The sequence below is a fragment of the Bradyrhizobium sp. CCGB01 genome, from assembly GCF_024199795.1.
Taxonomy (GTDB): Bacteria; Pseudomonadota; Alphaproteobacteria; order Rhizobiales; family Xanthobacteraceae; genus Bradyrhizobium.
This window is the reverse complement of sequence record NZ_JANADK010000001.1, coordinates 7,315,717-7,338,275: the sequence shown is the minus strand read 5'-3', so window position 1 is coordinate 7,338,275 and position 22,559 is coordinate 7,315,717. Positions and strand designations below refer to the sequence as shown.

Sequence of the window (22,559 nt, the reverse complement as noted above, 5' to 3'; positions counted from 1 at the left end):
GGCGAACCGGGAGCGGTGCCGTGCGAACGCAGACGCTATTCTTCTGTCTGGCCACTTTTTCGCTTTCTGCATTTTCTGCCGCGCAAGCCGAAAGCGGGCTTGCCTCATACTACGGCTACGGAAAGGCCGGTAAGGGCGGCGAGCTGACCTGTGCCCACCGCACGCGTCCGTTCGGCACCGTGCTGCGGGTGTCCTATGGCGCTCGCTCGATTCAATGTCGTGTCAACGATCGCGGCCCCTTCATTCGCGGCCGCATCGTCGATCTCTCGGTGCCGGCCGCCCGCGCGCTGGGCATGATGAGCGCCGGTGTGGTGCGGGTCTCGGTGGAATAGGCCGGCCGTCGCGCTATAGTGCTGCCCAAAGCAGGGGGGCGCTATGAGCAGGATCAGGGTGGGACTCGTCGGCTGCGGCTTTGTGTCGGAGCTGCACATGTATGCGTTCCGGCGCGTCTATGGCGTGGACGTCGAGGTGGCAGCGGTCGCCGCGCGCGGCGATCGCGTCGTCGCATTCGCGGGGCATCACGGCATCCCGCGGGTCTATCGCAGCTTTGCCGAGCTGATCGCGGACCGCGAGCTCGATGTCATCGACATCTGCACCCCGCCCAACCTCCATGCCGAAATGATCATCGCCGCCATGCAGGCCGGCAAGCATGTGATCTGCGAAAAACCGTTCGCCGGCTATTTCGGCCGTGAGGGTGACCGGCAGCCGATCGGCAAGCATGTGCCGAAGGCGCTGATGTACGAGCGCGTGCTGGAGGAGATGGACGCGACGCGCACGGCGATCGAGCGCACCGGAAAACTCTTCATGTATGCCGAGGACTGGATCTATGCACCGGCCGTGACCAAGACCGCGGAGATCATCAAGGCGACCAGGGACAAGATCCTGTTCATGAAGGGCGAGGAGAGCCATTCCGGCTCGCACGCCGCCCATGCTGCGCAATGGGCAATGACCGGCGGCGGCTCGCTGATCCGCATGGGCTGCCATCCGCTCTCGGCCGTGCTTTATCTCAAGCAGGTCGAAGCCAGGGCGCGCGGCGAAAGCATTCATGTCGCCAGCGTCACCGGCGATGTCGGCAACGTCACGGCGATCCTGAAGCCCGAAGAGCGGACCTACATCAAGGCCAATCCGGTCGACGTCGAGGATTGGGGCACGCTGACGGCGACCTTTTCCGACGGCACCAAGGCGACCGTGTTCTCCGGCGACATGATCATGGGCGGCGTGCGCAACCTGATCGAGACCTACACGAGCGGCGGGTCGCTGTTCGCCAACATTACCCCGAACACGCACCTGATGAGCTACCAGACCTCCGAGGAGAAGCTCGCCAGCGTCTACATCACCGAGAAGGTCGACCGCAAAACCGGCTGGCAATATGTCTGCCTCGAGGAGGAATGGACGCGCGGCTATCTCCAGGAGATCCAGGATTTCATGGAATGCGCGGCCACGGGACGGCAGCCGCTGTCGGACCTCGCGCTGGCGTACGAGACGATCAAGGTGAACTATGCGGGGTATTGGGCGGCGGAGGAGGGAAGAAGGGTGGTGTTGTAGGCACCGGCGGAGCCGCAGCCTCACCTCGCCCCGCTTGCGGGGAGAGGTCGGAATTCAAGCGCAGCTTGAATTCCGGGTGAGGGGGACTCTCCGCGAGCCTAACTGTCACCGCCCCCGCGGAGACTCCCCTTCACCCCAACCCTCTCCCCGCAAGCGGGGCGAGGGAGCGCACTGTCCGCGCCGCGGTGCTTCACTACGCCCCGTAGGTCGATCCCTTCGGCAGCGGGAATACCGGATCCTGTGTGCGGATGTTTGTCGGCCACACCACCGAGATGTGCTCGCCGGCATTCTGCATCACCACCGGGGTCGAGCGCTCGTTCTGGCCTGACATCGGCGTACCCGGCGGGAAGAACTTGACGCCGTAGCCCTGGATGGTGCCGCCGGCGGGGATATCGACGTCGAGCGCGGCCTTGCGAACGGCCTCGGGCTCGAAGCTGCCGTACTTCTCCTTGGCGACCGGCAGCACGTTGTTGAGCAGCAGCCAGGTCTGGTTGAAGCCCATCGAGCAGTGCGGCGGCACGTCGGTTGCGCCGGTCTTGGCCTTGTAGCGCGTGACCATGGCGTTGGTCAGGTCGCCGATGCCCGGCGCAAGCTTGGCCGGGTCAAGCAATTGCGCCGGCACCGGATCGATGTTGCAGAAATTGTCGATGTCGGGGCCGAAGGTGGCACGCAGCTTGTCGAGCTGGCTGTAGCCCGCGCCCGCGCCGAACAGCATCTTGAAGCGCAGGCCGCTCTCGCGGGCCTGGCGCAGGAACAGGGTGATGTCGGGGTTGTAGCCGGCATGCGAGATCACGTCGGCCTTGGCGCGCTTGATTTTTGTGACGAGCACCGAGAGATCGGGCGCCGAGGCCGAATAGCCCTCGCGCAGCACCACCTGGATGCCGGCCTGCTTGGCATAGGCCTCGTCGGCCGTGGCAACGCCGACGCCATAGGGGCCGTCTTCGTGGATCAGCGCGACCTTGACGTCCTTGGGATCCAAGCCGAGCTTGCCCTGCGCGTGCTCGGCGAGGAAGCCGGCAAACGCCTGGCCGTACTGATCGGAATGGATCTGCGCGCGAAACACGTATTGCAGGTTCTTGTCCTTGAACACGGCGGTCGAGACCGCGGTCGTGATCCAGAGGATCTTCTTCTGCTGCTCGACCTTGGCGGCGAGCGGCACGGCGTGTGAGCTCGCATAGACGCCATTGATGATGTCGATCTTTTCCTGGCTGATCAGGCGCTCGGCCTCGTTGATCGCGACATCCGGCTTGCTCTGGGAGTCGGCGGCGACCGGCACGATCCTGGTCTTGCCGCCAATCCCGCCCTTCTCGTTGACGAGATCGATGGCGATCTGTGCACCGATCGAGGAGGCGACCGAGCCGCCGGCGGCGAACGGGCCGGTGAGGTCGTAGATCAGGCCGATGCGCAAATTCTCGGCTTGCGCCTGGGCCCGTGTCCAATCGAGGCTGAGTGCAGCGGCGGCAGCCGCCGAGTTCTTCAGCAGCTGCCTGCGTGAAGTCGGCATCCTATCCTCCCTCAAAACCGTTTGTTGATTGGTCTTGTTATTTTTTTGCGAAGTATGGGGAGCGGGGAGGCGGAAAGTCAACATCGCACAAGGTCGATACGAGGCAGCGGCCGGACTGAACGCATCTGCGAAAGGCAAAGAAAAAGCCCACCGCTCGCGAACGAGCGATGGGCGGAGATAGCCGCTGCGAGCCGGTTACTGCGACAGCTTCACGAAGCTCGGAAACTTCATCTTGCCCTCGGCGATCTTCTCGGGCCAGACCACGACCTGCTTGGAGTCCTGCCACTGGAAGACCAGGCCGGACACCGTCGTGGGGCCGGACTTGATGCCATGGGTGAACTCGTCGTCCTTGCCGTAGAACTGGATACGGCCAATCGTGCCTTCGTAGTCGGTCTTTTCGAGCTCGGTGACCATCTTGTCGGGATCGGTCGAGCCGGCGCGCTTGATGGCCTCGGTGATGAAGTAGACCTCGTCATAGGCGGTGTAGCCGGTATAGGCCGGCGGCGTGCCGAACTTGGCCTTGAAGGCGGCTGCGAACGGCTTTGTCTTCGAGGTCACCGCGACGTCGGGCGTCGCCACTGCCAGCGATGGCACGCCGTCGGCGGCCCCGTTGGTGTCCTTCCAGAAGGTCGGGCTCAGCGCCTGCGCGCTGATGCCGAACATCGGGATCGGCACCTGCTGGTTCTTCCACTGAACCGTCGGCTGCACGCCGACATGGGAGATGCCGGTGACGATCACGTCAGGCTTCTTGCTCTCGATGTTGTTGAAGATCGGCGTGAAGTCGGTGGTGTCAGGCGAGAAGCGGACATGCTCGACGACCTTGAGGCCGGCCTTGGGCAGGCAGGCTTCGTAGCCGACGTCGAGCGGCTTGGTCCAGGCGGCGTCCTCGCTCATGATCGCGACGGTCTTGAACTTGAGCTTGTCGACCAGGAGATCCTTGGCGGCGTCACAGACGAGCTGCGCCTGCGCGGCCGAGGTCAGGTAGCCGTGGAAAGTGTACTTGTTCTTCTCGTAGTCGTTGTGGATCGCCTTGGTGATCTCGTTCGAGGCGGCGCCGGGCGTGATCAGCGGCATCTTCAGCCGCGCCGCCCAGGGCTCGAGCGCCAGCACGACCTCGGAGATGTAGCTCGCGATCACGGCGGAGACCTTGTCCTCGCTCACCGCGCGCTGGAACGCGCGCACCGAGTCGGCCGAGGAGCTCTTGTTGTCGTAGGTGACGATCTCGATCTTGCGGCCGAGAATGCCGCCCTTGGCGTTGATCTCGTCGGCGGCGATCTGCGCACCGCCGGGGGTCGCAGCACCGGCAATCGATTGCACCTCGGCGATGACGCCGATCTTGATCGGATCGTTCGACTGCGCGTAGGCGGGCGCGGCGAGGCACAGGGCCAGCGCGGAGGTCAGGAGGCTGCTGCTAAGAAGCGTCGATCGTTTCATGGTCATTTCCCTTTCTATGCTTTTTGTTGATGTTGACGGACTAAAGGAAATCAGCGCCGGCTTCCGCGGCGAAGCGGCCGGGATCGCCCTCCCAGACGATCCGCGCGTGCTCGAGCACATAGACGCGGTCGGCATGGGGCAGCGCGAAGGTGACGTTCTGCTCGCCGAGCAGCACCGTGATCGCCGTGGTCTGCCGCAGCTTCTCCAGCGCCTTGGACAATTGCTCGAGGATGACGGGGGCAAGGCCCAGCGTCGGCTCGTCGAGGATCAGGATCTGCGGCTGCATCATCAAGGCGCGACCGATTGCCAGCATCTGCTGCTCGCCGCCGGAGAGCGTCTGCGCCATCTGGCCCTGACGTTCCTTGAGGATCGGGAACAGCTCGAACAGCCAGGCGAGCTGCGCGGCGCGCTTGTCGTCGGCGAGATGCTGCCCGCCGAGATCGAGGTTTTCGCGCACGCTCATCTCGCCGAACAGCTCGCGCGATTCCGGGCATTGCACGAGGCCGCTGCGGGCGATCTTCGCCGGGCTGGTGCCGCGCAGCTTCTCGCCGCCGCGCACGATCTCGCCGCTGTAGGGCAGGAAGCCCGAGATGGTGTTGAACAGCGTGGTCTTGCCGGCGCCGTTGAGGCCGACGACCGAGACGAACTCGCCCTCGTGAACGTGGATCGAGACGTTCTCCAGCGCCTGCGCCTTGCCGTAGAACACGCTGACATTCTCGACCTGGAGCAGCGGCACCTTGTCCTTGAAGCTGGTCTCGGGCCGCGCATGGGTCCCGATGGCGCCGCCGAGATAGACCCGGCGCACGGTCTCGTTCTTCATGACGTCCTCGGCCTTGCCGGTGACGATCTCCTCGCCGAGATACATCGCGAGCACGCGGTCGACGAGCGCGGCGACGCTCTTGACGTTGTGGTCGACCAGCATCACGGCGCGGCCCTCGTCGCGAAAGCTGCGGATCAGATCGGAGAAGACGTCGACTTCCGCCCGCGTCAGCCCGGCGAAGGGCTCGTCCACCAGCACGACTTTCGGGTCACGCGCGATTGCTTTCGCAAGCTCGAGCCGGCGCAGATCGGCGAAGGGCAGCGTCGGCGGGCGGCGGTTCATGACGTTGCCGAGCCCGACGCGGTCAGCAATCCACTTGGCGCGCTCGACCAGCGCCTTGTCCGGGAACAGCATGAACAGGCTGTCCGGCAGCAGTGCCACCAGGATGTTTTCCAGCACGGTCTGCCGGTTCAGCGGCCGCGAGTGCTGGAACACCATGCCAAAGCCCTTGCGCGCGATCTTGTGCGCGGGCAGGCCGGCGACGTTGTCGCCCTCGAAGATGACTTCGCCTGATGTCGGGCGTTCGATCCCCATCACGCTCTTCATCGCGGTCGACTTGCCCGAGCCGTTCGGCCCGATGAGGCCGAAAATCTCGCCGCCGTTGACCTCGAAGCCGAGGTTCTTCACCGCCGTCAATCCGCCGAAACGCTTGGTCAGGCCGCGGACTTCGAGCACGGCCCGGTTTGCAATCATATCCATCACGAGCGTGCCTCACGCGAGAGGGCCGCTCCGAGGAAGCCGCCGGGGAAGAACAGCACGACGAGCAGGGCGACCGCCGAGACGATGAAGGTCGCGAGCTCGCCGGTCGGCCGCAGGAATTCGCCGGCGACGATCAGGAAGATCGCGCCCAGCGCCGCGCCGAGCACGGTGCGCCGGCCGCCGAGCACGGCCGAGACGATGACGTTCACGCCGACCGCGACGTCGACGACGGTGCCGACCGAGGCGGTACCGAAGTAGAACACCAGCAGCGCGCCTGATAGCCCCGAGAAGAACGCGCTGACGATGAACGCGGCAAGCTTGTGCTTGATGATGTTGAAGCCGAGCGCGCCGGCCTGCACCGGGTCCTGGCCGCTGGCCTGGAGCACGAGGCCAATCGGCGATTGCGACAGGCCGTACAGGATCGCCGCCGAGATCGTCATGAATCCGAGTGCGATCCAGTAATTGGCGCCGGCATTGATCGTGATGACATCGGGGATGGTGAGGCCGATCTCGCCGCCGGTGAGATCGGCGAACACGACGATGAAGTTTTGCAGCATCAAGACCGCGACCAGCGTGGTCAGGCCGAAATAGGGCCCGCGCACCCGCAGCGCCGGCAGCGCCAGCACCAGGCCGGCGATGACGGAGGCGAGTGCTCCCAGCACGATGCAGGGATAAACCGACCAGCCGAATTGGGCGTTGAGGATGCCGGCGGTGTAGGCGCCGACGCCGATCAGGAAGGTCGGGCCGAAATTCACTTCGCCGGCGAAGCCGAACAACAGGTCCCAGGCCATTGCGAACACGCCGAAGTAAAACGCGACGGTGAGCAGGCCCAGCACATAGCCGGAGACGTAGAGCGGCAGCGTTGCCGCGATGACGACGAGCGCGAGCGAGATGAAGAACAGGCGCGAGGTAAAGAAGGTGGACATCTCAGCGCCTCCCCAGAAGGCCCTGGGGCCGGATATACATGACGAACACGAGCAGCAGCAGTGCGGGAATGGTGCGATAGGCCGGCGAGACCAGATAGGCCGTCAGCGTCTCGAGATAGCCGACCACGAAGGCGGCGATCAGCGAACCGGAGACGCTGCCGAGACCGCCGAGCACGACGATCGAGAACGCGCTCGCCGTCAGCGGTCCGACGCTGTAGGAGCTGACCCCCAAGAACATGCCGAGCAGCACACCGGCGATGCCGGCGAGGATGCCGTAGATTCCCCAGACCACGATGTAGATGTTGGTGAGCTCGAGCCCGAGCAGGGTGACGCCGCGCGGGTTCATCGAGGCCGCCAGCACCGCCTTGCCGGTGCGGGTGCGGTTCACCAGGAGCCACAGCAGCGCGATGACGAGGCAGCACACGATCGCCGTAAAAATCTCGTTCTTCGGCGTGCGGACGCCGAGGATCTCGACGACGCCCTCGACGATCGGCAGCACGGTCTTGGCGTTGTTGGTGAAGAAGTAGGCGATCAGCTCCTGGATCATGATGCCCCAGAGCAACGTGCCGGTGAGGACGAAGATCTCCTTCTCCTCATTGGGGATACGCCGGGAATCCTGGATCGGCTTCACCACCGCGAAATAGGTCGCGAAGGCGGTGAGGAGGGCGACCCCGACGCCGATCAGTGCACCGGCATAGGTGCCGACATTGAGCACGCTGGCCGCGGCCCAGGCCGCCACCGCTGCGGCCACCATGATGGCACCATGGGAGAGGTTGAGCACGCCGGAGACGCCGAAGATGAGGGTGAAGCCGGTGGCACCGAGAGCGTAGAGGGCGCTGATGGCAAAGCCATCGATCAAGATCTGGAAAGCTCGCATTGATGATTGGCCGCGTGGCAGTCAAACTGCCGCTTTGAGGGAAGGTGCTGCGGAGAGCCGCATGTGGAAGCTCCCGGGAGGTGGTCCCGGGAGCTGTTCCTGCTAGTTGCTGAGCTTGATGAAGCTCGGGAACTTGACGTCGACCTTGGCGACGTCCTTGGGCCAGACCGCGCTCTGCTTGCCGTCCTGCCATTGCAGCATCAGCCCGGTGATCAGGCCCTTGCCGTATTTGATCGAGTGGGTGAAGGGATCGTCCTTGCCGTAGAACTGGACGCGGCCGATCGTGCCTTCCCAGTCGGTCTTCTCGAGTGCGGCGACGAGCTTGTCGGCGTCGGTCGCGCCGGCGCGCTTCACGGCATCGGCGATGTAGTAGACCTCGTCATAGGCGGTGTAGCCGGCATAGGACGGATAATTGCCGAACTTCTTCTTGAAGGCTTCCGCGAACGGCACCGATTTCGGCGTCACCGCGACGCCGGGCCCGGAGACGCCCTGGTAGAGCACGCCTTCGGCCGCCTGGTTGGTGTCCTTGCCGAAGGTCTCGTTGGTCGCCTGCGAAGAGATGCCGAACATCGGGATCGGCACCTGCTGGTTCTTCCACTGCACCGTCGGCTGCACGCCGACATGGGAGATGCCCGTGATGATCACGTCGGGCTTGGAGCCCTCGATCTTATTGAAGATCGGCGTGAAGTCGGTGGTGTCAGGCGAGAAGCGGATGTGGTCGAGGACCTTCAGCCCGATCTTGGGCAGGCATTCCTCGTAGCCGACGTCGAGCGGCTTGGTCCAGGCGGCGTCCTCGCTCATGATGACTGCCGTCTTCATGTGCATCTTGTCGACGAGGAGGTCCTTGGCGCCGTCGCAGACCGAGAGTGCCAGCGCGGCCGAGGTCAGATAGCCGTGGAAGGTGTATTTGTTCTTCTCGTAGTCGGCATGAACGCTCTTGCTGATCTCGTTGGAGGCGGCGCCCGGCGTCACGAACGGCGTCTTCAGCCGCGAGGCCCAGGGCTCCAGCGCCAGCACGACCTCGCTGATATAGCTGGCGATGACCGCGTTGACCTTGTCCTCGTTCACCGCGCGCTGGAACGCACGCACGGAATCCGCCGAGGAGGAATGATTGTCGTAGGAGATGATCTCGATCTTGCGACCGTCGACGCCGCCATTGGCGTTGATCTCGTCCGCGGCGAGCTGCGCTGCCTGCGGAATCGAGGCGCCGGCAATCGCCTGCGCTTCCGCGATCACGCCGATCCGAAGCGGATCAGCCGCAAGTGCCGCGCCTGGTGCTCCCATTAGCGCACCGGCCGCGGCCGCACCGAGCGCTATTCGCAATGCAACAGAGAGTCGTTTTTTCATGTTGTTCTCTCCCTTTGAACAGGCCTCTTGTGAGCCATTGTGTCGCAACTATAACGGCGACGACATTCTCGGCAAGTGAAACCGCGTTCAGGATTGTGAGAGACGGACTAAAGTCTAGCGCTGCGCAAATTGCGGGCAGGAGAGCTGCTGGACCCGTTTCGCGCGCAGGCATGCAGATTTCGTCGGTGGGCATGCGTCCATGTTGCTGATCAGCTCGTAGCCCGGATGGAGCGAAGCGCAATCCGGGGTTCGCGCCAAGCGGCAACGAAGTCCCCGGATTTCGCTTCGCTCCATCCGGGCTACAAGAAAGAGCAACTCAATCAGCTCAGCGTGCTTGCAGCAGCGCAGGATCGAGCGGCTGAAGCCGGGCTGGATCGAATGGCGAGAGAGCGACCTCGCGCGTTGCACCCTCGGCGATCAGTTGCGCCATGGCCTCGCCGGTGGCGGGCGCATTCAGGATGCCCCACACATTGTGTCCGGTCGCAACATAGAGGCCTTCACTTTGCGGGACCTTGCCGATCAGCGGCAAGCCGTCCTGTGTCACCGGACGGAAGCAGGCCTGCCGTGCGATGATCTTCGCAGGATCGAACAGCGGCGACAGCCGCTCGGACATGGTTTGCAGGCGCGCAATCGCGTCCTGATCCGGCGTCACCGCAGCCGGATCGAGCGGCAGCGGCGCGATGTCTGAGAGTGCCGTGATATGCGTGCTGCCGTCGGCGCGTGGAAAGACTTCGATCGACACGGCGCTGCCGTCCTCGTCATACTCCAGGAACAACGCATCGGCCGGCACGTTGGGGCCGATGTCGTACACGATGCTCGGGCTGCGCTGGCCATAGACCGCGGGCAGGTTCATCCATTGTGCCGCGAGCAGCGACCATGGCCCCATCGCGATCACGACGGCATCGGCCTTGACGACGCTGCCTTCGACCTCGACACCCGTCGCGGTCGTGCCATTCGCATCGCGCGCGATGCCGGTGACGCGGCCTGCACGAAGCTCGGCGCCTTGCGCGAGTGCTGCGTTCATCACGGCCGACGTGAACTTGCGGGGATGAACGATCGCGGTCGTCTCCACTGTTCCGATGCGCTGGGCAATGGCGACGCCGTCGCTGAGCCAGCCGAGCGCGGATGGTGCATCCCGCCGCGCATCGCCATCGGAAGCAACAAAGCCGCTATAAGCGTTCATCGGACGATAGTCCCAATCGCCTGCGATCTCATCGCGGAGTTGCTTATGAAGCGCAAAGCTGTGCCGCGCCAGCGCATCGAGCGGCGAGCCTGCGCACCAGTCGCGCGCCAGGAAGCCGCCGGCCTTGCCGGACGCGGCGGCCGCGACCTCGGTCCGCTCCACGATGATGACGTCAGCGCCGAGCCGGCGGAGATATAGCGCGGTGCAGGCCCCGATCACGCCGCCGCCGCAGATGATGACGCGCATGGATTGTTCCTTGGATAGTGCTGCGCTGATTTGCGCAACATCGCCTGTTCGGCGCGATCGTTCAGGCCGAGATTGCCGCTGCGCCGCTAGAGGTGCAATTCTGTCGTATATCGGATGTCGTCACTCAACGATCATGCGAGCGTCACAAAGAATCACAAAAGCGTCATGCCGCAAGCGGCCAATTGAGCGGGCGCTGGGGGGAACACTCTACGGGGAGGGTAAACCATGGCGCTCAGATTCCGCAGCATCGACGGCTCCAACAACAATCGTGCGGATCCCACCTTGAACCAGGCCGACACCGACTTTGCTCGGCTGGGGCCGGCAAATTTCGTCGATGGGGTCAATGAAATGACGCCGGGGCCGAATCCGCGCGAGATCAGCAACATTGTCGTGGCGCAGACGGAAGTTGGCGATGACGAGGAAGGCCCACATCTGGTGGATGATGCCGGCGTCGCGCTGTCAGGCATGATGTATGCGTGGGGCCAGTTCATCGATCACGATCTGGATCTGCAGAAGGAGGGCATAGGCACGGATGATATCTCGATCAAGGTCCCTGCTGATGATGAATTTCTGCCGCCCGGCAGCATGATCCCGTTGACGCGGGTGGCGATCGATCCTGCGACGGGGGGCACCGGGCATCCGGCGGCCGCGATCAACACGGTGACGGGTTGGCTGGACGGATCGCAGATCTACGGTTCCGACGCGGCCACCGCAGCGAGCCTGCGAACGGCCGACGGCCATATGAAGGTGTCGGCGGGAGACAATCTCCCGATCGTCGAGACCGAGCACGGGAATGTCTTTGCGGCCGGTGACGTGCGGGCGCAGGAGAATCCCGACCTGACCGCCTTGCAAGTCTTGTTTGTGCGCGAGCACAATTACCAGGTCGATCGACTGCAGGAGGACCATCCGAACTGGAGCGGCGACAAGCTCTACGAGACAGCCAAGGCCATCACCACGGCCGAGATGGTCAACATCACCTACAACGAGTTCCTGCCGCATCTGTTGGGCGAGGACGCCATCAAGCCATACCACGGCTATGATCGCACGGCGGACGCGCGGATCACCGAAGAGTTTGCCGGTGCGGCCTTTCGCTTCGGTCACTCCATCGTCTCCGACGAAATCAGTGCGACCAGCAATCTGGGTGCCTTCACGTCGGAGCAGACGCTGGCGCAATCGTTCTTCGAAGACACGGCGACGTTCAAGGCGACTGGTGCGGATGGCCTGCTGCGGCATCTGTCGGGGGATCTGGCCAACCCGCTGGACGCTCACATTGTTGATGGCTTGCGAAACCTCCTGTTCGATCCTCCGGACAGCATGGATCTGGCAGCGATCAACATCCAACGCGGCCATGATCTTGGGCTAGGTACACTGAACCAAACCCGGGAGGCGCTGGGGCTTGCGCCTTACACCAGCTTCGATCAGTTCAGCTCTGACCCGGCGACGGCAGCAGCGTTCGAGGAAGCCTATGGTTCGATCGATGCCGTCGATTTGTGGGCCGGTGGACTGGCTGAGGATCATGCGGCAGGAGCCGTCATCGGGCCCACCTTCGGAAAAATCATCGCCGACCAGTTCACCGCTTTGCGCGACGGCGATCGCTACTACTTCGAGAACCAGGGCTTCGACAAGCAGACCCTGAACGAGATAAAGAACACCACGCTGTCGGACCTCATTCTGCGCGACACCGATACCACTGCGATGCAGAGCGATGCCTTCGTCGCCACCGAGCGGCACAGCGGCACGCTGGGCGGCGTAGACCCGACCGGAGAAGAGGCCGCATCAGGCATGGCGCAGCTTGTGGTCGGATCTCCCGGCATGGATATCCTGACTGGCGGAGATCTCGATGACACGCTGGTCGCCGCGCCCGGCCGCATGACCATGACCGGAGGTGCCGGTGTCGACACATTCGTATTCGACCTTGCTGAACTCGCAGGTAAGCACAACACCGCGGTCATCACCGACTTCGATCCCAAACAGGACAAACTGCAATTTTCAAACGACGTTCACGTCACAAAATCATCTGATCATCATGGCGGAACACTGTTGCAGGTCGGCTCCGAGACCATCGACCTGCTGGGCGTAAAGCAGTATGAGATGCATCATCACGAATGGACATAATGCCGGGTCGCCTCAAACGAGCGATGCAGCATCATTCGGCGCCGGCGAGGTACGCCGGCGCCGTGTCGTGATCCGCTCCGTGCCGCCTCAGCCCGGCCCTGCGCCCTGCGTCGCGGTGTAGACGGCGTAGAGCGACTGGCTCGCGGCCATGAACAGGCGGTTGCGCTTGGGGCCGCCGAAGCAGACGTTACCGCAGACTTCCGGCAGGCGGATGCGGCCGAGCAGCTTGCCCTCCGGCGACCACACCGTCACGCCGCTGTAGCCGACCGCGCGGCCGGCATTGCTGGACGCCCAGAGATTGCCGTTGACGTCGCAGCGCAGGCCGTCGGGCCCGCACTTCACGCCGTCGATCACGCAGTCGCTGAACTTCTTGAGACCCGAGAGCTTGTTGTCGCTGCCGACGTCGAACACGAAGATCTCGCCCTTGCCGCCGGGCCCGGTGTCGCCCGGTCCCTTGCCGGTCGAGGCGACGTAGAGCTTCTTGTAGTCGGGGGAGAAGCACAGGCCGTTGGGATCCGGCACCTGCTCTTCGGTGACGATGAGGTCGATGCGACCCGAGGGGTCGATGCGATAGCAATTGGTGGGCAACTCGCGCTTGCCCGGGACGAAGCCGGCCGGCTGTCCGATCCGCGGATTGAGCTTGCCGCCTGCATTGCTCGGGCCGCCCGCGACGTCGGGCTCGCCTTCATAGAGCTGGCCGCCATAGGGCGGGTCGGTGAACCAGTAGCTGCCGTCGGGATGCGCGGCGATGTCGTTTGGCGAGTTCAGCCGCTTGCCCTGATAGGCGTCCGCGAGCACCGTGGCGGTGCCGTCGTGCTCGTAGCGCGTCACGCGCCGGGACAAATGTTCGCAGGAGAGCTGGCGGCCCTGGAAGTCGAACGAGTTGCCGTTGGAATTGTTCGAGGGCGAGCGGAACACGCTGACGCGGCCGTCGTCCTCGGTCCAGCGCATCTGCCGGTTGTTGGGAATGTCGCTCCACAAGAGGTACCGGCCCTGCGCGCTCCAGGCCGGGCCCTCGGCCCACAACAGGCCGGTGTGCAGCCGCTTGATCGCGGTGTTGGGCTGCGCGAGATCGTTGAAGGAGGGATCGACCGCAATGATATCGGGGTCCCAGAAATAGGTGGTCGGTGCGCCGTTGGGGCCGAAATCACGCGGTGGGGTGGTGATGGTCGTCGGCGGTGCGGCAGGTCCGGTCTGGGCCAGCGCGGGGCCGGCCATCGTGGCGGCGGCGCCGAGCGCAAGTCCCCGGACAAGTGTTCGTCGTGAAAGCGCAGCATCCTGGTCACGCTGCTCGTGGTCACGAGCCTCTTGGCGTGTCATCGCGTCCTCCCGATCATGTTCGGCTGGCCGGTTGATCCGGCCGAGCGGGGCGAAGGTTAGTCCGGTCCGCGGCCGGTTGCGAGGGGCAGGCTCGCAGCCTCTGCGCGACGCCGGCTTGGCAGGGGCTGAAAGGCGGCCGCATTGCGGCTCCGCGAGGGCAAAAGCGACAATTCGTCCCGCTCTTGTCGTTCGGTGCTTGTCTTCGCACCCTGGCGGTTAACCGGGACCGTTTTTAGGGCGTGTCAAGCCTTGACCTCGCGCGCGATGTTGGCAGAACGTTGCCGGGGCATCAGCCGGAGTTCATTGTGTTAGCCGTTGTTGCATTGGTCATTGCGCTCGCCATCGCGTTCACTGCCGGCTATGTCACCCGCGATCTCGTCTCCCGCAAACGTCGGGCGGAGGCGCGCCGCTGGCGTGAATATACCGAGCCGGGCTGGCTTCGCGCCGCCGCGCCCGCCAACACCAACGAGGCCGCCCCCGTCGCCACCGGCGAGCTCGGTCAGATGCTGGACCGTTGGGAAAGCCGGGCCCGCAGTCGCCGCGCGAGCTAGCCAGACGACCGTAGGCGAAGCGCAATCCGTGGCCGGCGTCCCCACGCATCGCTTCGCGCATGCGCCTGCCTTCGCAGAATTTCTGGTTAACCGCATTAACCGCCCATCGGGATCCCCGAAGAGGGGCGGTCGTACGTCGTCACGAGCCGTGGATCGGGTTGCGGGGGGCGCCGTCGCGGACGCTTCGCGGTTCTATTAGGTCATCTCTACTGACCATCTTTTGGCGTTGCAGTTGCCGCCATTTCTCGTCTAGAAACGCGGCATTGAGCCTCCCGGCAACCAACCGTCAACGGTTTTGACCGAGGATTTGAGGGCTCAAAAGGGTCTGGCAATGCTGATTCGCGGCCAAATCGATGGGATTTCGGGGGAGGTGGCTCTGGCCGCCGCCACGATCCCGGCCGCGCTGCTGCCCACCCTCCTTATTGGCGGGCTTCTTCTTACTTGCCCCTGAGGGCCGGCTGGGCGCCACGCGCCTGGGCGCTCAGGGGTTGGTCGAGATCACCGGACACCTCAAGCGCCCAGAAGACTGACGGCGCGAAAGCTCAAAAGGAAATTTGAAATGGCCACCGCGAACAAGTCCGACAAGGACCGCGTCATTATTTTCGACACCACGCTGCGCGACGGCGAGCAGTGCCCCGGCGCCACCATGACCTTCGAGGAGAAGCTCGAGGTCGCCGAGCTGCTGGATGATATGGGCGTCGACGTCATCGAGGCCGGCTTTCCGATCACCTCGCAGGGTGACTTCGAAGCCGTGAGCGAGATCGCCCGCCGCTCCAAGAATTCCGTCATCGCCGGCCTGTCGCGCGCTCATCCGGCCGACATCGACCGCTGCGCTGAAGCCGTGAAGTTCGCCAAGCGCGGCCGCGTCCACACCGTGATCGCGACCTCGCCGTTGCACATGCGGGTGAAGTTGAACAAGACGCCGGAAGAAGTGCTCGAGACCTCGGTCGCCATGGTCGCGCGCGCCCGCAACCAGATCGACGACGTCGAATGGTCGGCCGAGGACGGCACCCGCAGCGAGATGGAGTATCTGTGCCGCATCGTGGAAGCCGTCATCAAGGCCGGCGCCACCACAGTGAACATCCCGGACACGGTCGGCTACACGGTGCCGGAGGAATACACTCACTTCATGAAGACGCTGATCGAGCGCGTGCCGAACTCGGACAAGGCCGTGTTCTCGGTCCATTGCCATAACGACCTCGGCATGGCGGTGGCGAACTCGCTGGCCGGCATCGTCGGCGGCGCGCGTCAGGTCGAGTGCACCGTGAACGGTATCGGCGAGCGCGCCGGCAACGCCGCGCTGGAAGAGATCGTGATGGCGATCAACGTGCGCAACGACAAATTTCCGTACTGGAACAAGATCGACACCACGCAGCTGACCCGCGCCTCGAAGGTGGTGTCGGCGGCAACCTCGTTCCCGGTGCAGTACAACAAGGCGATCGTCGGCCGGAACGCGTTCGCGCATGAGAGCGGCATCCATCAGGACGGCGTGCTGAAGGACGCCTCCACCTACGAGATCATGCGGCCCGAGATGGTCGGCCTGAAGCAGTCCTCGCTGGTGCTGGGCAAGCATTCCGGCCGCCACGCCTTCGTGCACAAGCTGGAAGAGATGGGCTACAAGCTCGGCCCGAACCAGTTGGAAGATGCGTTCACGCGGATGAAGGCGCTCGCCGACCGCAAGAAGGACATCTACGACGAGGACATCGAGGCGCTGGTCGACGAGGAGATGGCGGCCTCGCACGACCGCATCAAGCTGACCTCGCTGACCGTGATCGCCGGCACCCATGGCCCGCAGCGCGCGACCATGAAGCTCGACGTCGACGGCCAGATCAAGATCGAGGAGGCCGAGGGCAACGGGCCGGTGGACGCGGTGTTCAACTGCATCAAGCGCCTGGTGCCGCACGAGGCCAAGCTCGAGCTGTACCAGGTCCACGCCGTGACCGAAGGCACCGACGCGCAGGCCGAAGTCTCGGTGCGGCTGTCGCATGACGGCCGTTCCATGACGGCGCGCGCGGCGGATCCGGACACGCTGGTGGCCTCGGCCAAGGCCTATCTCGGCGCGCTCAACAAGATCGTCATGAAGCGCCAGCGCGACACGGTGACGACGGCGGCAGCGAGCTGACGCTTACGCTCCGGATGAAGCTACGGAAACGCGGCGCCCCCGGCGCCGCGTTTTTCGTTGAATGGCCGCGCGGATGTTCGATACCGCATTTTTGCAAGGAGACCCCTGCTAAGGGGCAATGGCGCCCCTGCCTGCTTCCCTATAAAGCTGCCTCAAGTCTTGAAACTAAGGCCTGGGGCCGGCGGTCCGTGCCCCACGAAAAACGTGCGGGAGGAAGCATGCGGAAACTCATTTTGGCTGCGGTATCGGTGGCGGTCTTCACCGGATCGCTGGCGCTGGCCGGGCCGGCATCGGCCCAGTCGCCGATCATCATCAAATTCAGCCACGTCGTGGCCACCGACACGCCGAAGGGCAAGGGGGCCGAGAAATTCAAGGAACTTGCCGAGAAGTACACCGGCGGCAAGGTCAAGGTTGAAATCTACCCGAACTCGACGCTCTACAAGGACAAGGAAGAGCTCGAGGCGCTTCAGCTCGGCAGCGTGCAGATGCTGGCGCCCTCGAACTCCAAGTTCGGCCCGCTCGGAATCCGCGAGTTCGAGGTGTTCGATCTGCCCTACATCCTTCCCGACCTGAAGACGCTGCGGAAGGTGACGGAAGGCCCGCTCGGCCTGCGGCTGCTCAAGCTGCTAGAGCCCAAGGGCATCACCGGCCTTGCCTATTGGGACAACGGCTTCAAGGAAATGAGCGCCAACAAGAAGCTGGTCACGCCCGCCGACTACCAGGGCATCAAGTTCCGCATCCAGTCATCGCGCGTGCTCCAGGCCCAGTTCAAGGCGCTCAGCTCGCTGCCGCAGGTGATGGCGTTCTCGGAGGTCTACCAGGCGCTCCAGACCGGCGTCGTCGACGGGCAGGAGAACACCTGGTCGAACATCTACACCCAGAAGATGCACGAGGTGCAGAAGTACATCACCGAGACCAACCACGGCTACATCGGCTACGTCGTGATCGTGAACAAGAAGTTCTGGGACGATCTGCCGGCCGACATCCGCGACCAGCTGTCCAAGGCGATGAAGGAGGCGACCGACTTCAACAACGCGCAGTCGCAGAAGGAGAACGACGACGCGCTGGCCGAGATCAAGAAGAGCGGCAAGAGCGAGATCATCAAGCTCACGCCGGAGCAGGATGCGGCGATGCGCAAGGCGATGGAGCCGGTCTACAAGGACGCCGCAGGCCGCGTCGGTCAGCCGCTGATCGACGAGTTCCAGAAGGAAGCGAAGAGCGCGACGAACTAACGTGCATGGCAAAATAATGCATGCGCAAAGGGCTTCCGTGCACTGCATGGAAGCCCTTTTTGTTGCAAATCATTTCAGTCTGCATCTGAACAGGCATTCACGGTAGTTACATCTCTGTAAGAACGGCTTCCCTGTCCAAGTTGTAAGTTGCGCGTCAGCTGCATCGCGCTCATCCTCGCGGGCATCCTTCCAGAGGAGGTTCGTATGAGGAAGTTCACCATCGCCGCCATCGCCGTGCTCAGCATCGCCGGCTCGGGCGCGGTCTATGCCCAATATCATCGCCCGTGGATGGAGCACATCCGCCACATGCGCATGAACCCGGAGGACCGCGCCGCTTTCGTCGACGCGCGGATCGCCGCCGTCCATGCCGGGCTGAAGCTCAATGCCGATCAGGAGAAGCTGTGGCCGCCGGTCGAGGCCGCCGTGCGCGACTTCGCCAAGCTGCGCATCGACCGCGCCAACGCGCGGATGAATGCCGGCCCGGGTGACGCATCGAGGGATGCCGACAGGCTTGATGATCCGATCGCCCGCCTGCGCCAGCGCGCCGAGGACATGGGCGCCAGCTCTGCCGCCCTGAAGAAGATCGCCGATGCCGCCGATCCGCTCTACAAGACGCTCGACGAGGGCCAGAAGAGGCGCCTTGCCGTGCTGACCCGCCACCGCGGCCCGTTCGGGGGCGGTGGGGACGGCCCGCCCCGGCACTTCATGGAACGGGGCATGGACCGCATGATGGAGCGCGGCATGGAGCACTTCCACCGCGACCGTTTCGACCGCGATGGCGGCCCGGACCGGGATCGCGAGGGCCGGCTCTGAGCCAGTGCGGGATTTTGCGGGGATTAACCCCGAGATTAACCCTGGGGAAGCCGCTGGAATCCAGCGGCTTTTCGCTTTTTGGGGACTGTGGAAAAACCTTCGCCGCATCGCTTGCCATCCCCGGATCGCTTTGCTAAACGACCGGCCTCGCAAGGCATTGACCGCCTTTCGGGCGCATAGCTCAGTTGGTAGAGCAGCTGACTCTTAATCAGCGGGTCCCAGGTTCGAGCCCTGGTGCGCCCACCAAGCTTTTCAATAGCTTAGGGGTTTGTCGCGGTCGTCATTCCGACAGACGGTCGATGGCTATTCCGACAAACCGGCTGCCTTTGTTCTTTCCTCTCGTCGCTTCTTGGTGCCGGAAATTAGCTGTTTCCGTGTGCGCTTTGCATAGGTCGGCAACTGCCGCGATGAGCGGTGCCGGCCCGCGGCTCTGAGCTCAGCGTCTGTCAAATCGCTGTCAGCACCCTCGGTGAAGCCGCCGTGGCGGAATGACGTGAAGGACAGTTCCTCCCGAAGACCGGCTGCGCGAATGATCTTCTTCACGACCTCCCGCAGGTAGCGAAGGTCCTGCTTTGCTGTGATCCATGGCAGCGGGGTGGCTGACCTCCGGTGCATATGGTCGCGCCGAAAAACTAGGCCAGACAGTGTCGTCTGTTTGATTGCGTCCAGCTCTGCCATCAGCTCGGGAAACAAGGTCGCGCCAGTCTCGTCGAACAGGGGCCACCAGGCCTCCTCGCCATTCTTCGGATGGACGATACGCACACTGTTCGGGCGCTCTTTCGGTCTGTAGTGGCCGATCTCGAGAGCACCGAAGACGTGCTCTTCTCTCTGGAGCCATTCCCATGCGACAAGTGCCGCCGTCGCCACGGATCGATAGCCAAGTTCGTTCGCCTTGGCGCGAAAGGCAACGAGTTCGTCCCAGGTTGCAGTCGGCGTCTCTCGCGCTGGCTGCCCCGGGGCGCGCGCCTTCAGTCCCATTTTGGAGAACGGATTGACGGCAGGCACTTTCTTCTCTTCCGCGCGCTGTCCGACGAACCAGGCACGACGGCAGGCCGTCATCGCAGCGTTCGCGAAGCGCCGGCGTTCCCGTTGCACAATGTTGCCGTCGGCATCCTTCTCTTCAACAAAGAGGAGCTTCGCATAGACGGCGTCGACGAAGCCTTTTGTAAAGTCGGCGATCTGCTTCGACCCCGCCCGCGTACCGTCTTTCAATAAGTGATCAGCGAATAGCGTCAGGCCCTGCTCATAGAGACGCTGCGTCTTGTGGTCGATTTCCTTCCACTTCTGATGAGCCTTGAACACCCCGGCGAGCCAGTCGAATGATCCAGGCGCGACGCCGAGCGGCACCAAATCCGTAAGACCACGAGAACGCCAACTATCGAAAGCCGGCAGAAGAACGTACTCGGCGCGTTCGACGGCGGCCGCGTAATCCTCGCCCAAAGGCTCTGCCTTGACATGGCATCCCTGATCACGTGCCCAGGTCGGAGGCTCAAAGAAATAGCCCACCGGCCACTCCTTAAAGGCTTCCTTCTGCAATACCGAGGCAATTTCAAAGCGGTCTTCGGAGGCTTCATACCAGCGCTGCCAGATCGGTTGACTGCCGATTCTGCCGAATAGCGGAGTCCCGCGCAACATATTCGTCTACGACCAACTTAGACCAAATAGGCTCTCGCGATCGGCCGCGGACTCGATAGCCGGTCGGCGCCGGCGCGTGTCCCTTGGAAATAGAGCGCACGAGCTCGTCCACGCTCCGGAAATCAAGATACGCGGCGAGCATGTCAATTCGCATCTCGGCTGGCCACGCCCCGTGCTCGGGATAGCGCGGCAATCGTGTGGAATGCCGCGATCTGGCCTCGCGCGACTTGCTATCACTGCTCGGTTGGGCTGCGGATCCATCGATCGCCATGCAGCAGAGCAAACATCATTCGGTCAATCCGGCAATTCCAAGCTAAACAACGTTGCCGCATGCTACGCCCAGATCAGACTGCTGGCGTCATCTCGATCAGGCTGATCGCTATTTCGTCAAATCGATCATCTTCGCGTTATCCCAACCGGCGCCAATGCAAATCGTAGCCATCCTTTGGACTCCGAGGATCTCGTCGTTGATATCGGGTGCGCGCAAATGGCGTGCGTGCGGCTATCGCCGCACCGGGCTCTCGTGAACCGAGCCGCGTTGCGTCTTGGCCTTCGGCTTCGATTCCTCGCGCAGGCAGCAGATATATAATGTGTCGCTCGCCGGAGGCACTCGCGCGAAGGGCTGCCGCTTCGCGGCACCGCTATCACTGCCCGTCGCGCGGGTGCCTTGTTAACCGGTCTTCTCTAACCGGGGTTGGGGCGTCAAGTACCAAATCTGATCTAATTGCCGCATTGTGGCTGTCCCTTCCGAACCTACCATGGCGTCAAAGCTATCCGGCGATCGCGCTTCTCTTCGAGGTCGGGATCCCCGCCTCATGATGATGTTCGTGAAGAAGTGGCGGGACCATCTCGGGAGCGCAGTCACGGAGCGATCGGCTCGCGCTGCAGACCGGTCATCACCCTCGCCATTCCTCGTCCTGCCGGACTCCTTGACAGCCTTTCGGCCGTGTTCCGCTGATCAGTGCACTCGGGTGTCAGGCCGCCGCTGTGGCCTCCGATCTCTCCCACCGGAAGTCGCTGCCGTCGCACCACATGCGGTGCAGGATGACGGATATCTTGCGAGCCACCGCAACCAGTGCATTTTTCATGGAGCTGCGCTTGGCAATGCGGATGCCCCATGCCTTTAGCGAGCACCAACGTCTGGTGTTGACCATCAATGAGTGCGCTGCTTCAAAGAGATGCTCTCGAGCAAAGGCATCGCCGCACCGGGTGATGCGCCCGTTGTAATCGACCTCTCCGGATGCGTATTTGCCCGGGGTCAGTCCAAGATGGACGCCAACATGCCGTGATTTTCGGAAGCGGCTTGGATTGTCGATGGTCGTCTTGAATGCCAAAGCTGTCAGGGGGCCAACGCCAGGAACCGTCATGAACCGGCGGCAAATAGCATCGCTCCGAACCAGGCGCCCAATCAAGCGCGTCAACACGTGCGCCTGTTCGCCGAGCATGCGCCGGGCCTCTAGCAATGGAACGACGAGGGCCTGTAAATCTCCATCAGCTACGATCAGCTCGCGTACACGTTCTTCAAAGCGGCTTTGGCCGATAAGGCCCACTTTGAATCCAAAGGTTCGAAGTGCTGCCCGAATATGATTGTTGAGGTCGCGTTGCTTGTCGAGCAGGCACCGACGACTGCCCATCAATGCTCGTAGCTTTTGGCTGTCTTCTGATTTGATGTGAACCGCCTTAAACCATCCTGTTCGCATCATTTGCGCGAGCGCGCGAGCATCGTTGCGGTCCGTCTTGACAGTTTGAGCCTGCATCACGCTCTTTGCGTGTCGGGTCTCAACACAAATGACCGGTAATCCACCTTCCGAAAGCCCCTTGGACAGCCACGAGGAACATTGACCGGCCTCCAGCCCAACGCGCCGCAAAGCGAAGCGGGTATTTTTCAGCCAGGAAATTAGCGCCTCGGGCTCAGTGTCCGTCACTCCTTCCCGGACGATATTTCCATCTTGATCAACGATGCAGATCGCGGTGCGCTTGAGAGAGACGTCGAGTCCAGCGAAGTAATTCATCAGGATCTCCAGCTCATCTTGTTGGGCGAATCGATCGACGTATTATGCGCCCGAGAGGTTGGTGCCCGGTTACTTCATCTCGCGACTGCACTCGGTCCCGGGTCCCGCCGCTTTCGCGTCGGCGCTATGCTGACCCTCTTGCGGGTGCCTCTTTTGATTTGCTCACTTTTGCTCTTAT

At 63.2% G+C, this 22,559-nt stretch carries 17 protein-coding genes and 1 tRNA gene; 8 read left to right on the top strand and 10 right to left on the bottom strand.

What is annotated here, in order from left to right:
* Positions 1-20 precede the first annotated feature (20 nt).
* On the top strand, positions 21-332 hold the full coding sequence (locus NLM25_RS34540; protein WP_254122305.1) for a septal ring lytic transglycosylase RlpA family protein: 312 nt from the start codon (positions 21-23) through the stop codon (positions 330-332).
* 43 nt (positions 333-375) lie between these two features.
* The gene (locus NLM25_RS34535) at positions 376-1,545 is read left to right on the top strand and encodes a Gfo/Idh/MocA family protein (protein WP_254139836.1); all 1,170 of its coding nucleotides are present in this window, start codon (positions 376-378) and stop codon (positions 1,543-1,545) included.
* Positions 1,546-1,738: 193 nt separating this feature from the next.
* Here NLM25_RS34535 and NLM25_RS34530 read toward each other — a convergent pair whose 3' ends face one another.
* From NLM25_RS34530 to NLM25_RS34500, 7 genes are all read right to left on the bottom strand, one after another.
* Positions 1,739-3,049, bottom strand: coding sequence for an ABC transporter substrate-binding protein (locus tag NLM25_RS34530; protein ID WP_254139835.1), 1,311 nt, complete (start codon positions 3,047-3,049; stop codon positions 1,739-1,741).
* 195 nt (positions 3,050-3,244) lie between these two features.
* Complete coding sequence (locus NLM25_RS34525) at positions 3,245-4,483, bottom strand: ABC transporter substrate-binding protein (RefSeq protein ID WP_254139834.1); 1,239 nt, start codon at positions 4,481-4,483, stop codon at positions 3,245-3,247.
* A gap of 40 nt (positions 4,484-4,523) precedes the next feature.
* Positions 4,524-6,002, bottom strand: coding sequence for an ATP-binding cassette domain-containing protein (locus NLM25_RS34520; RefSeq protein ID WP_254139833.1), 1,479 nt, complete (start codon positions 6,000-6,002; stop codon positions 4,524-4,526).
* Positions 6,002-6,928, bottom strand: coding sequence for a branched-chain amino acid ABC transporter permease (locus tag NLM25_RS34515; protein ID WP_254139832.1), 927 nt, complete (start codon positions 6,926-6,928; stop codon positions 6,002-6,004). Before NLM25_RS34515 ends, NLM25_RS34520 begins: the two co-directional genes overlap by 1 nt.
* A 1-nt stretch (position 6,929) precedes the next feature.
* A complete protein-coding gene (locus tag NLM25_RS34510; protein WP_211384649.1) occupies positions 6,930-7,805 on the bottom strand; it encodes a branched-chain amino acid ABC transporter permease in 876 nt (291 codons plus the stop codon).
* A gap of 102 nt (positions 7,806-7,907) precedes the next feature.
* Positions 7,908-9,152: an ABC transporter substrate-binding protein gene (locus NLM25_RS34505; protein ID WP_254139831.1), complete on the bottom strand. Its 1,245-nt coding sequence runs from the start codon at positions 9,150-9,152 to the stop codon at positions 7,908-7,910.
* A 325-nt stretch (positions 9,153-9,477) separates the two neighbouring features.
* On the bottom strand, positions 9,478-10,581 hold the full coding sequence (locus NLM25_RS34500) for an FAD-binding oxidoreductase (protein ID WP_254139830.1): 1,104 nt from the start codon (positions 10,579-10,581) through the stop codon (positions 9,478-9,480).
* 225 nt (positions 10,582-10,806) lie between these two features.
* Here NLM25_RS34500 and NLM25_RS34495 point away from each other — a divergent pair, with 225 nt between their 5' ends.
* Positions 10,807-12,696, top strand: a complete 1,890-nt coding sequence (locus tag NLM25_RS34495; protein ID WP_254139829.1) for a peroxidase family protein — start codon at positions 10,807-10,809, stop codon at positions 12,694-12,696.
* An 87-nt stretch (positions 12,697-12,783) separates the two neighbouring features.
* On the opposite strand, the gene NLM25_RS34490 is transcribed toward NLM25_RS34495, so the two are convergent.
* A complete protein-coding gene (locus tag NLM25_RS34490; RefSeq protein WP_254139828.1) occupies positions 12,784-14,016 on the bottom strand; it encodes an SMP-30/gluconolactonase/LRE family protein in 1,233 nt (410 codons plus the stop codon).
* 305 nt (positions 14,017-14,321) lie between these two features.
* Here NLM25_RS34490 and NLM25_RS34485 point away from each other — a divergent pair, with 305 nt between their 5' ends.
* The 5 genes from NLM25_RS34485 to NLM25_RS34465 all read left to right on the top strand — a co-directional run bounded on the left by NLM25_RS34485 (position 14,322) and on the right by NLM25_RS34465 (position 18,980).
* Positions 14,322-14,567 (top strand): hypothetical protein, encoded by a 246-nt coding sequence (locus NLM25_RS34485; protein WP_254139827.1) that lies wholly within the window; start codon positions 14,322-14,324, stop codon positions 14,565-14,567.
* Positions 14,568-15,126: 559 nt separating this feature from the next.
* Entirely contained in the window at positions 15,127-16,689 is a 1,563-nt protein-coding gene (locus NLM25_RS34480; protein WP_254139826.1) for a 2-isopropylmalate synthase, read from the top strand.
* Positions 16,690-16,907: 218 nt separating this feature from the next.
* Positions 16,908-17,921 (top strand): TRAP transporter substrate-binding protein, encoded by a 1,014-nt coding sequence (locus tag NLM25_RS34475; protein WP_254139825.1) that lies wholly within the window; start codon positions 16,908-16,910, stop codon positions 17,919-17,921.
* 204 nt (positions 17,922-18,125) lie between these two features.
* Complete coding sequence (locus NLM25_RS34470; protein WP_254122281.1) at positions 18,126-18,734, top strand: Spy/CpxP family protein refolding chaperone; 609 nt, start codon at positions 18,126-18,128, stop codon at positions 18,732-18,734.
* Positions 18,735-18,904: 170 nt separating this feature from the next.
* A tRNA-Lys gene (locus NLM25_RS34465) sits at positions 18,905-18,980 on the top strand.
* A 57-nt stretch (positions 18,981-19,037) separates the two neighbouring features.
* Here the strand turns inward: NLM25_RS34465 and NLM25_RS34460 are convergent.
* A complete protein-coding gene (locus NLM25_RS34460; protein WP_254139824.1) occupies positions 19,038-20,369 on the bottom strand; it encodes a hypothetical protein in 1,332 nt (443 codons plus the stop codon).
* Between the two features lie 974 nt (positions 20,370-21,343).
* Complete coding sequence (locus NLM25_RS34455) at positions 21,344-22,381, bottom strand: IS110 family transposase (protein WP_254137022.1); 1,038 nt, start codon at positions 22,379-22,381, stop codon at positions 21,344-21,346.
* Positions 22,382-22,559 lie beyond the last annotated feature (178 nt).

Bases quoted from the DNA above. Each gene is read 5' to 3' on its own strand.
- NLM25_RS34535 (WP_254139836.1), top strand. From the start codon at position 376: ATGAGCAGGATCAGGGTGGGACTCGTCGGCTGCGGCTTTGTGTCGGAG.
- NLM25_RS34530 (WP_254139835.1), bottom strand. From the start codon at position 3,049: ATGCCGACTTCACGCAGGCAGCTGCTGAAGAACTCGGCGGCTGCCGCC.
- NLM25_RS34525 (WP_254139834.1), bottom strand. From the start codon at position 4,483: ATGAAACGATCGACGCTTCTTAGCAGCAGCCTCCTGACCTCCGCGCTG.
- NLM25_RS34520 (WP_254139833.1), bottom strand. From the start codon at position 6,002: ATGGATATGATTGCAAACCGGGCCGTGCTCGAAGTCCGCGGCCTGACC.
- NLM25_RS34515 (WP_254139832.1), bottom strand. From the start codon at position 6,928: ATGTCCACCTTCTTTACCTCGCGCCTGTTCTTCATCTCGCTCGCGCTC.
- NLM25_RS34510 (WP_211384649.1), bottom strand. From the start codon at position 7,805: ATGCGAGCTTTCCAGATCTTGATCGATGGCTTTGCCATCAGCGCCCTC.
- NLM25_RS34505 (WP_254139831.1), bottom strand. From the start codon at position 9,152: ATGAAAAAACGACTCTCTGTTGCATTGCGAATAGCGCTCGGTGCGGCC.
- NLM25_RS34500 (WP_254139830.1), bottom strand. From the start codon at position 10,581: ATGCGCGTCATCATCTGCGGCGGCGGCGTGATCGGGGCCTGCACCGCG.
- NLM25_RS34495 (WP_254139829.1), top strand. From the start codon at position 10,807: ATGGCGCTCAGATTCCGCAGCATCGACGGCTCCAACAACAATCGTGCG.
- NLM25_RS34490 (WP_254139828.1), bottom strand. From the start codon at position 14,016: ATGACACGCCAAGAGGCTCGTGACCACGAGCAGCGTGACCAGGATGCT.
- NLM25_RS34480 (WP_254139826.1), top strand. From the start codon at position 15,127: ATGGCCACCGCGAACAAGTCCGACAAGGACCGCGTCATTATTTTCGAC.
- NLM25_RS34475 (WP_254139825.1), top strand. From the start codon at position 16,908: ATGCGGAAACTCATTTTGGCTGCGGTATCGGTGGCGGTCTTCACCGGA.
- NLM25_RS34470 (WP_254122281.1), top strand. From the start codon at position 18,126: ATGAGGAAGTTCACCATCGCCGCCATCGCCGTGCTCAGCATCGCCGGC.
- NLM25_RS34460 (WP_254139824.1), bottom strand. From the start codon at position 20,369: ATGTTGCGCGGGACTCCGCTATTCGGCAGAATCGGCAGTCAACCGATC.
- NLM25_RS34455 (WP_254137022.1), bottom strand. From the start codon at position 22,381: ATGAATTACTTCGCTGGACTCGACGTCTCTCTCAAGCGCACCGCGATC.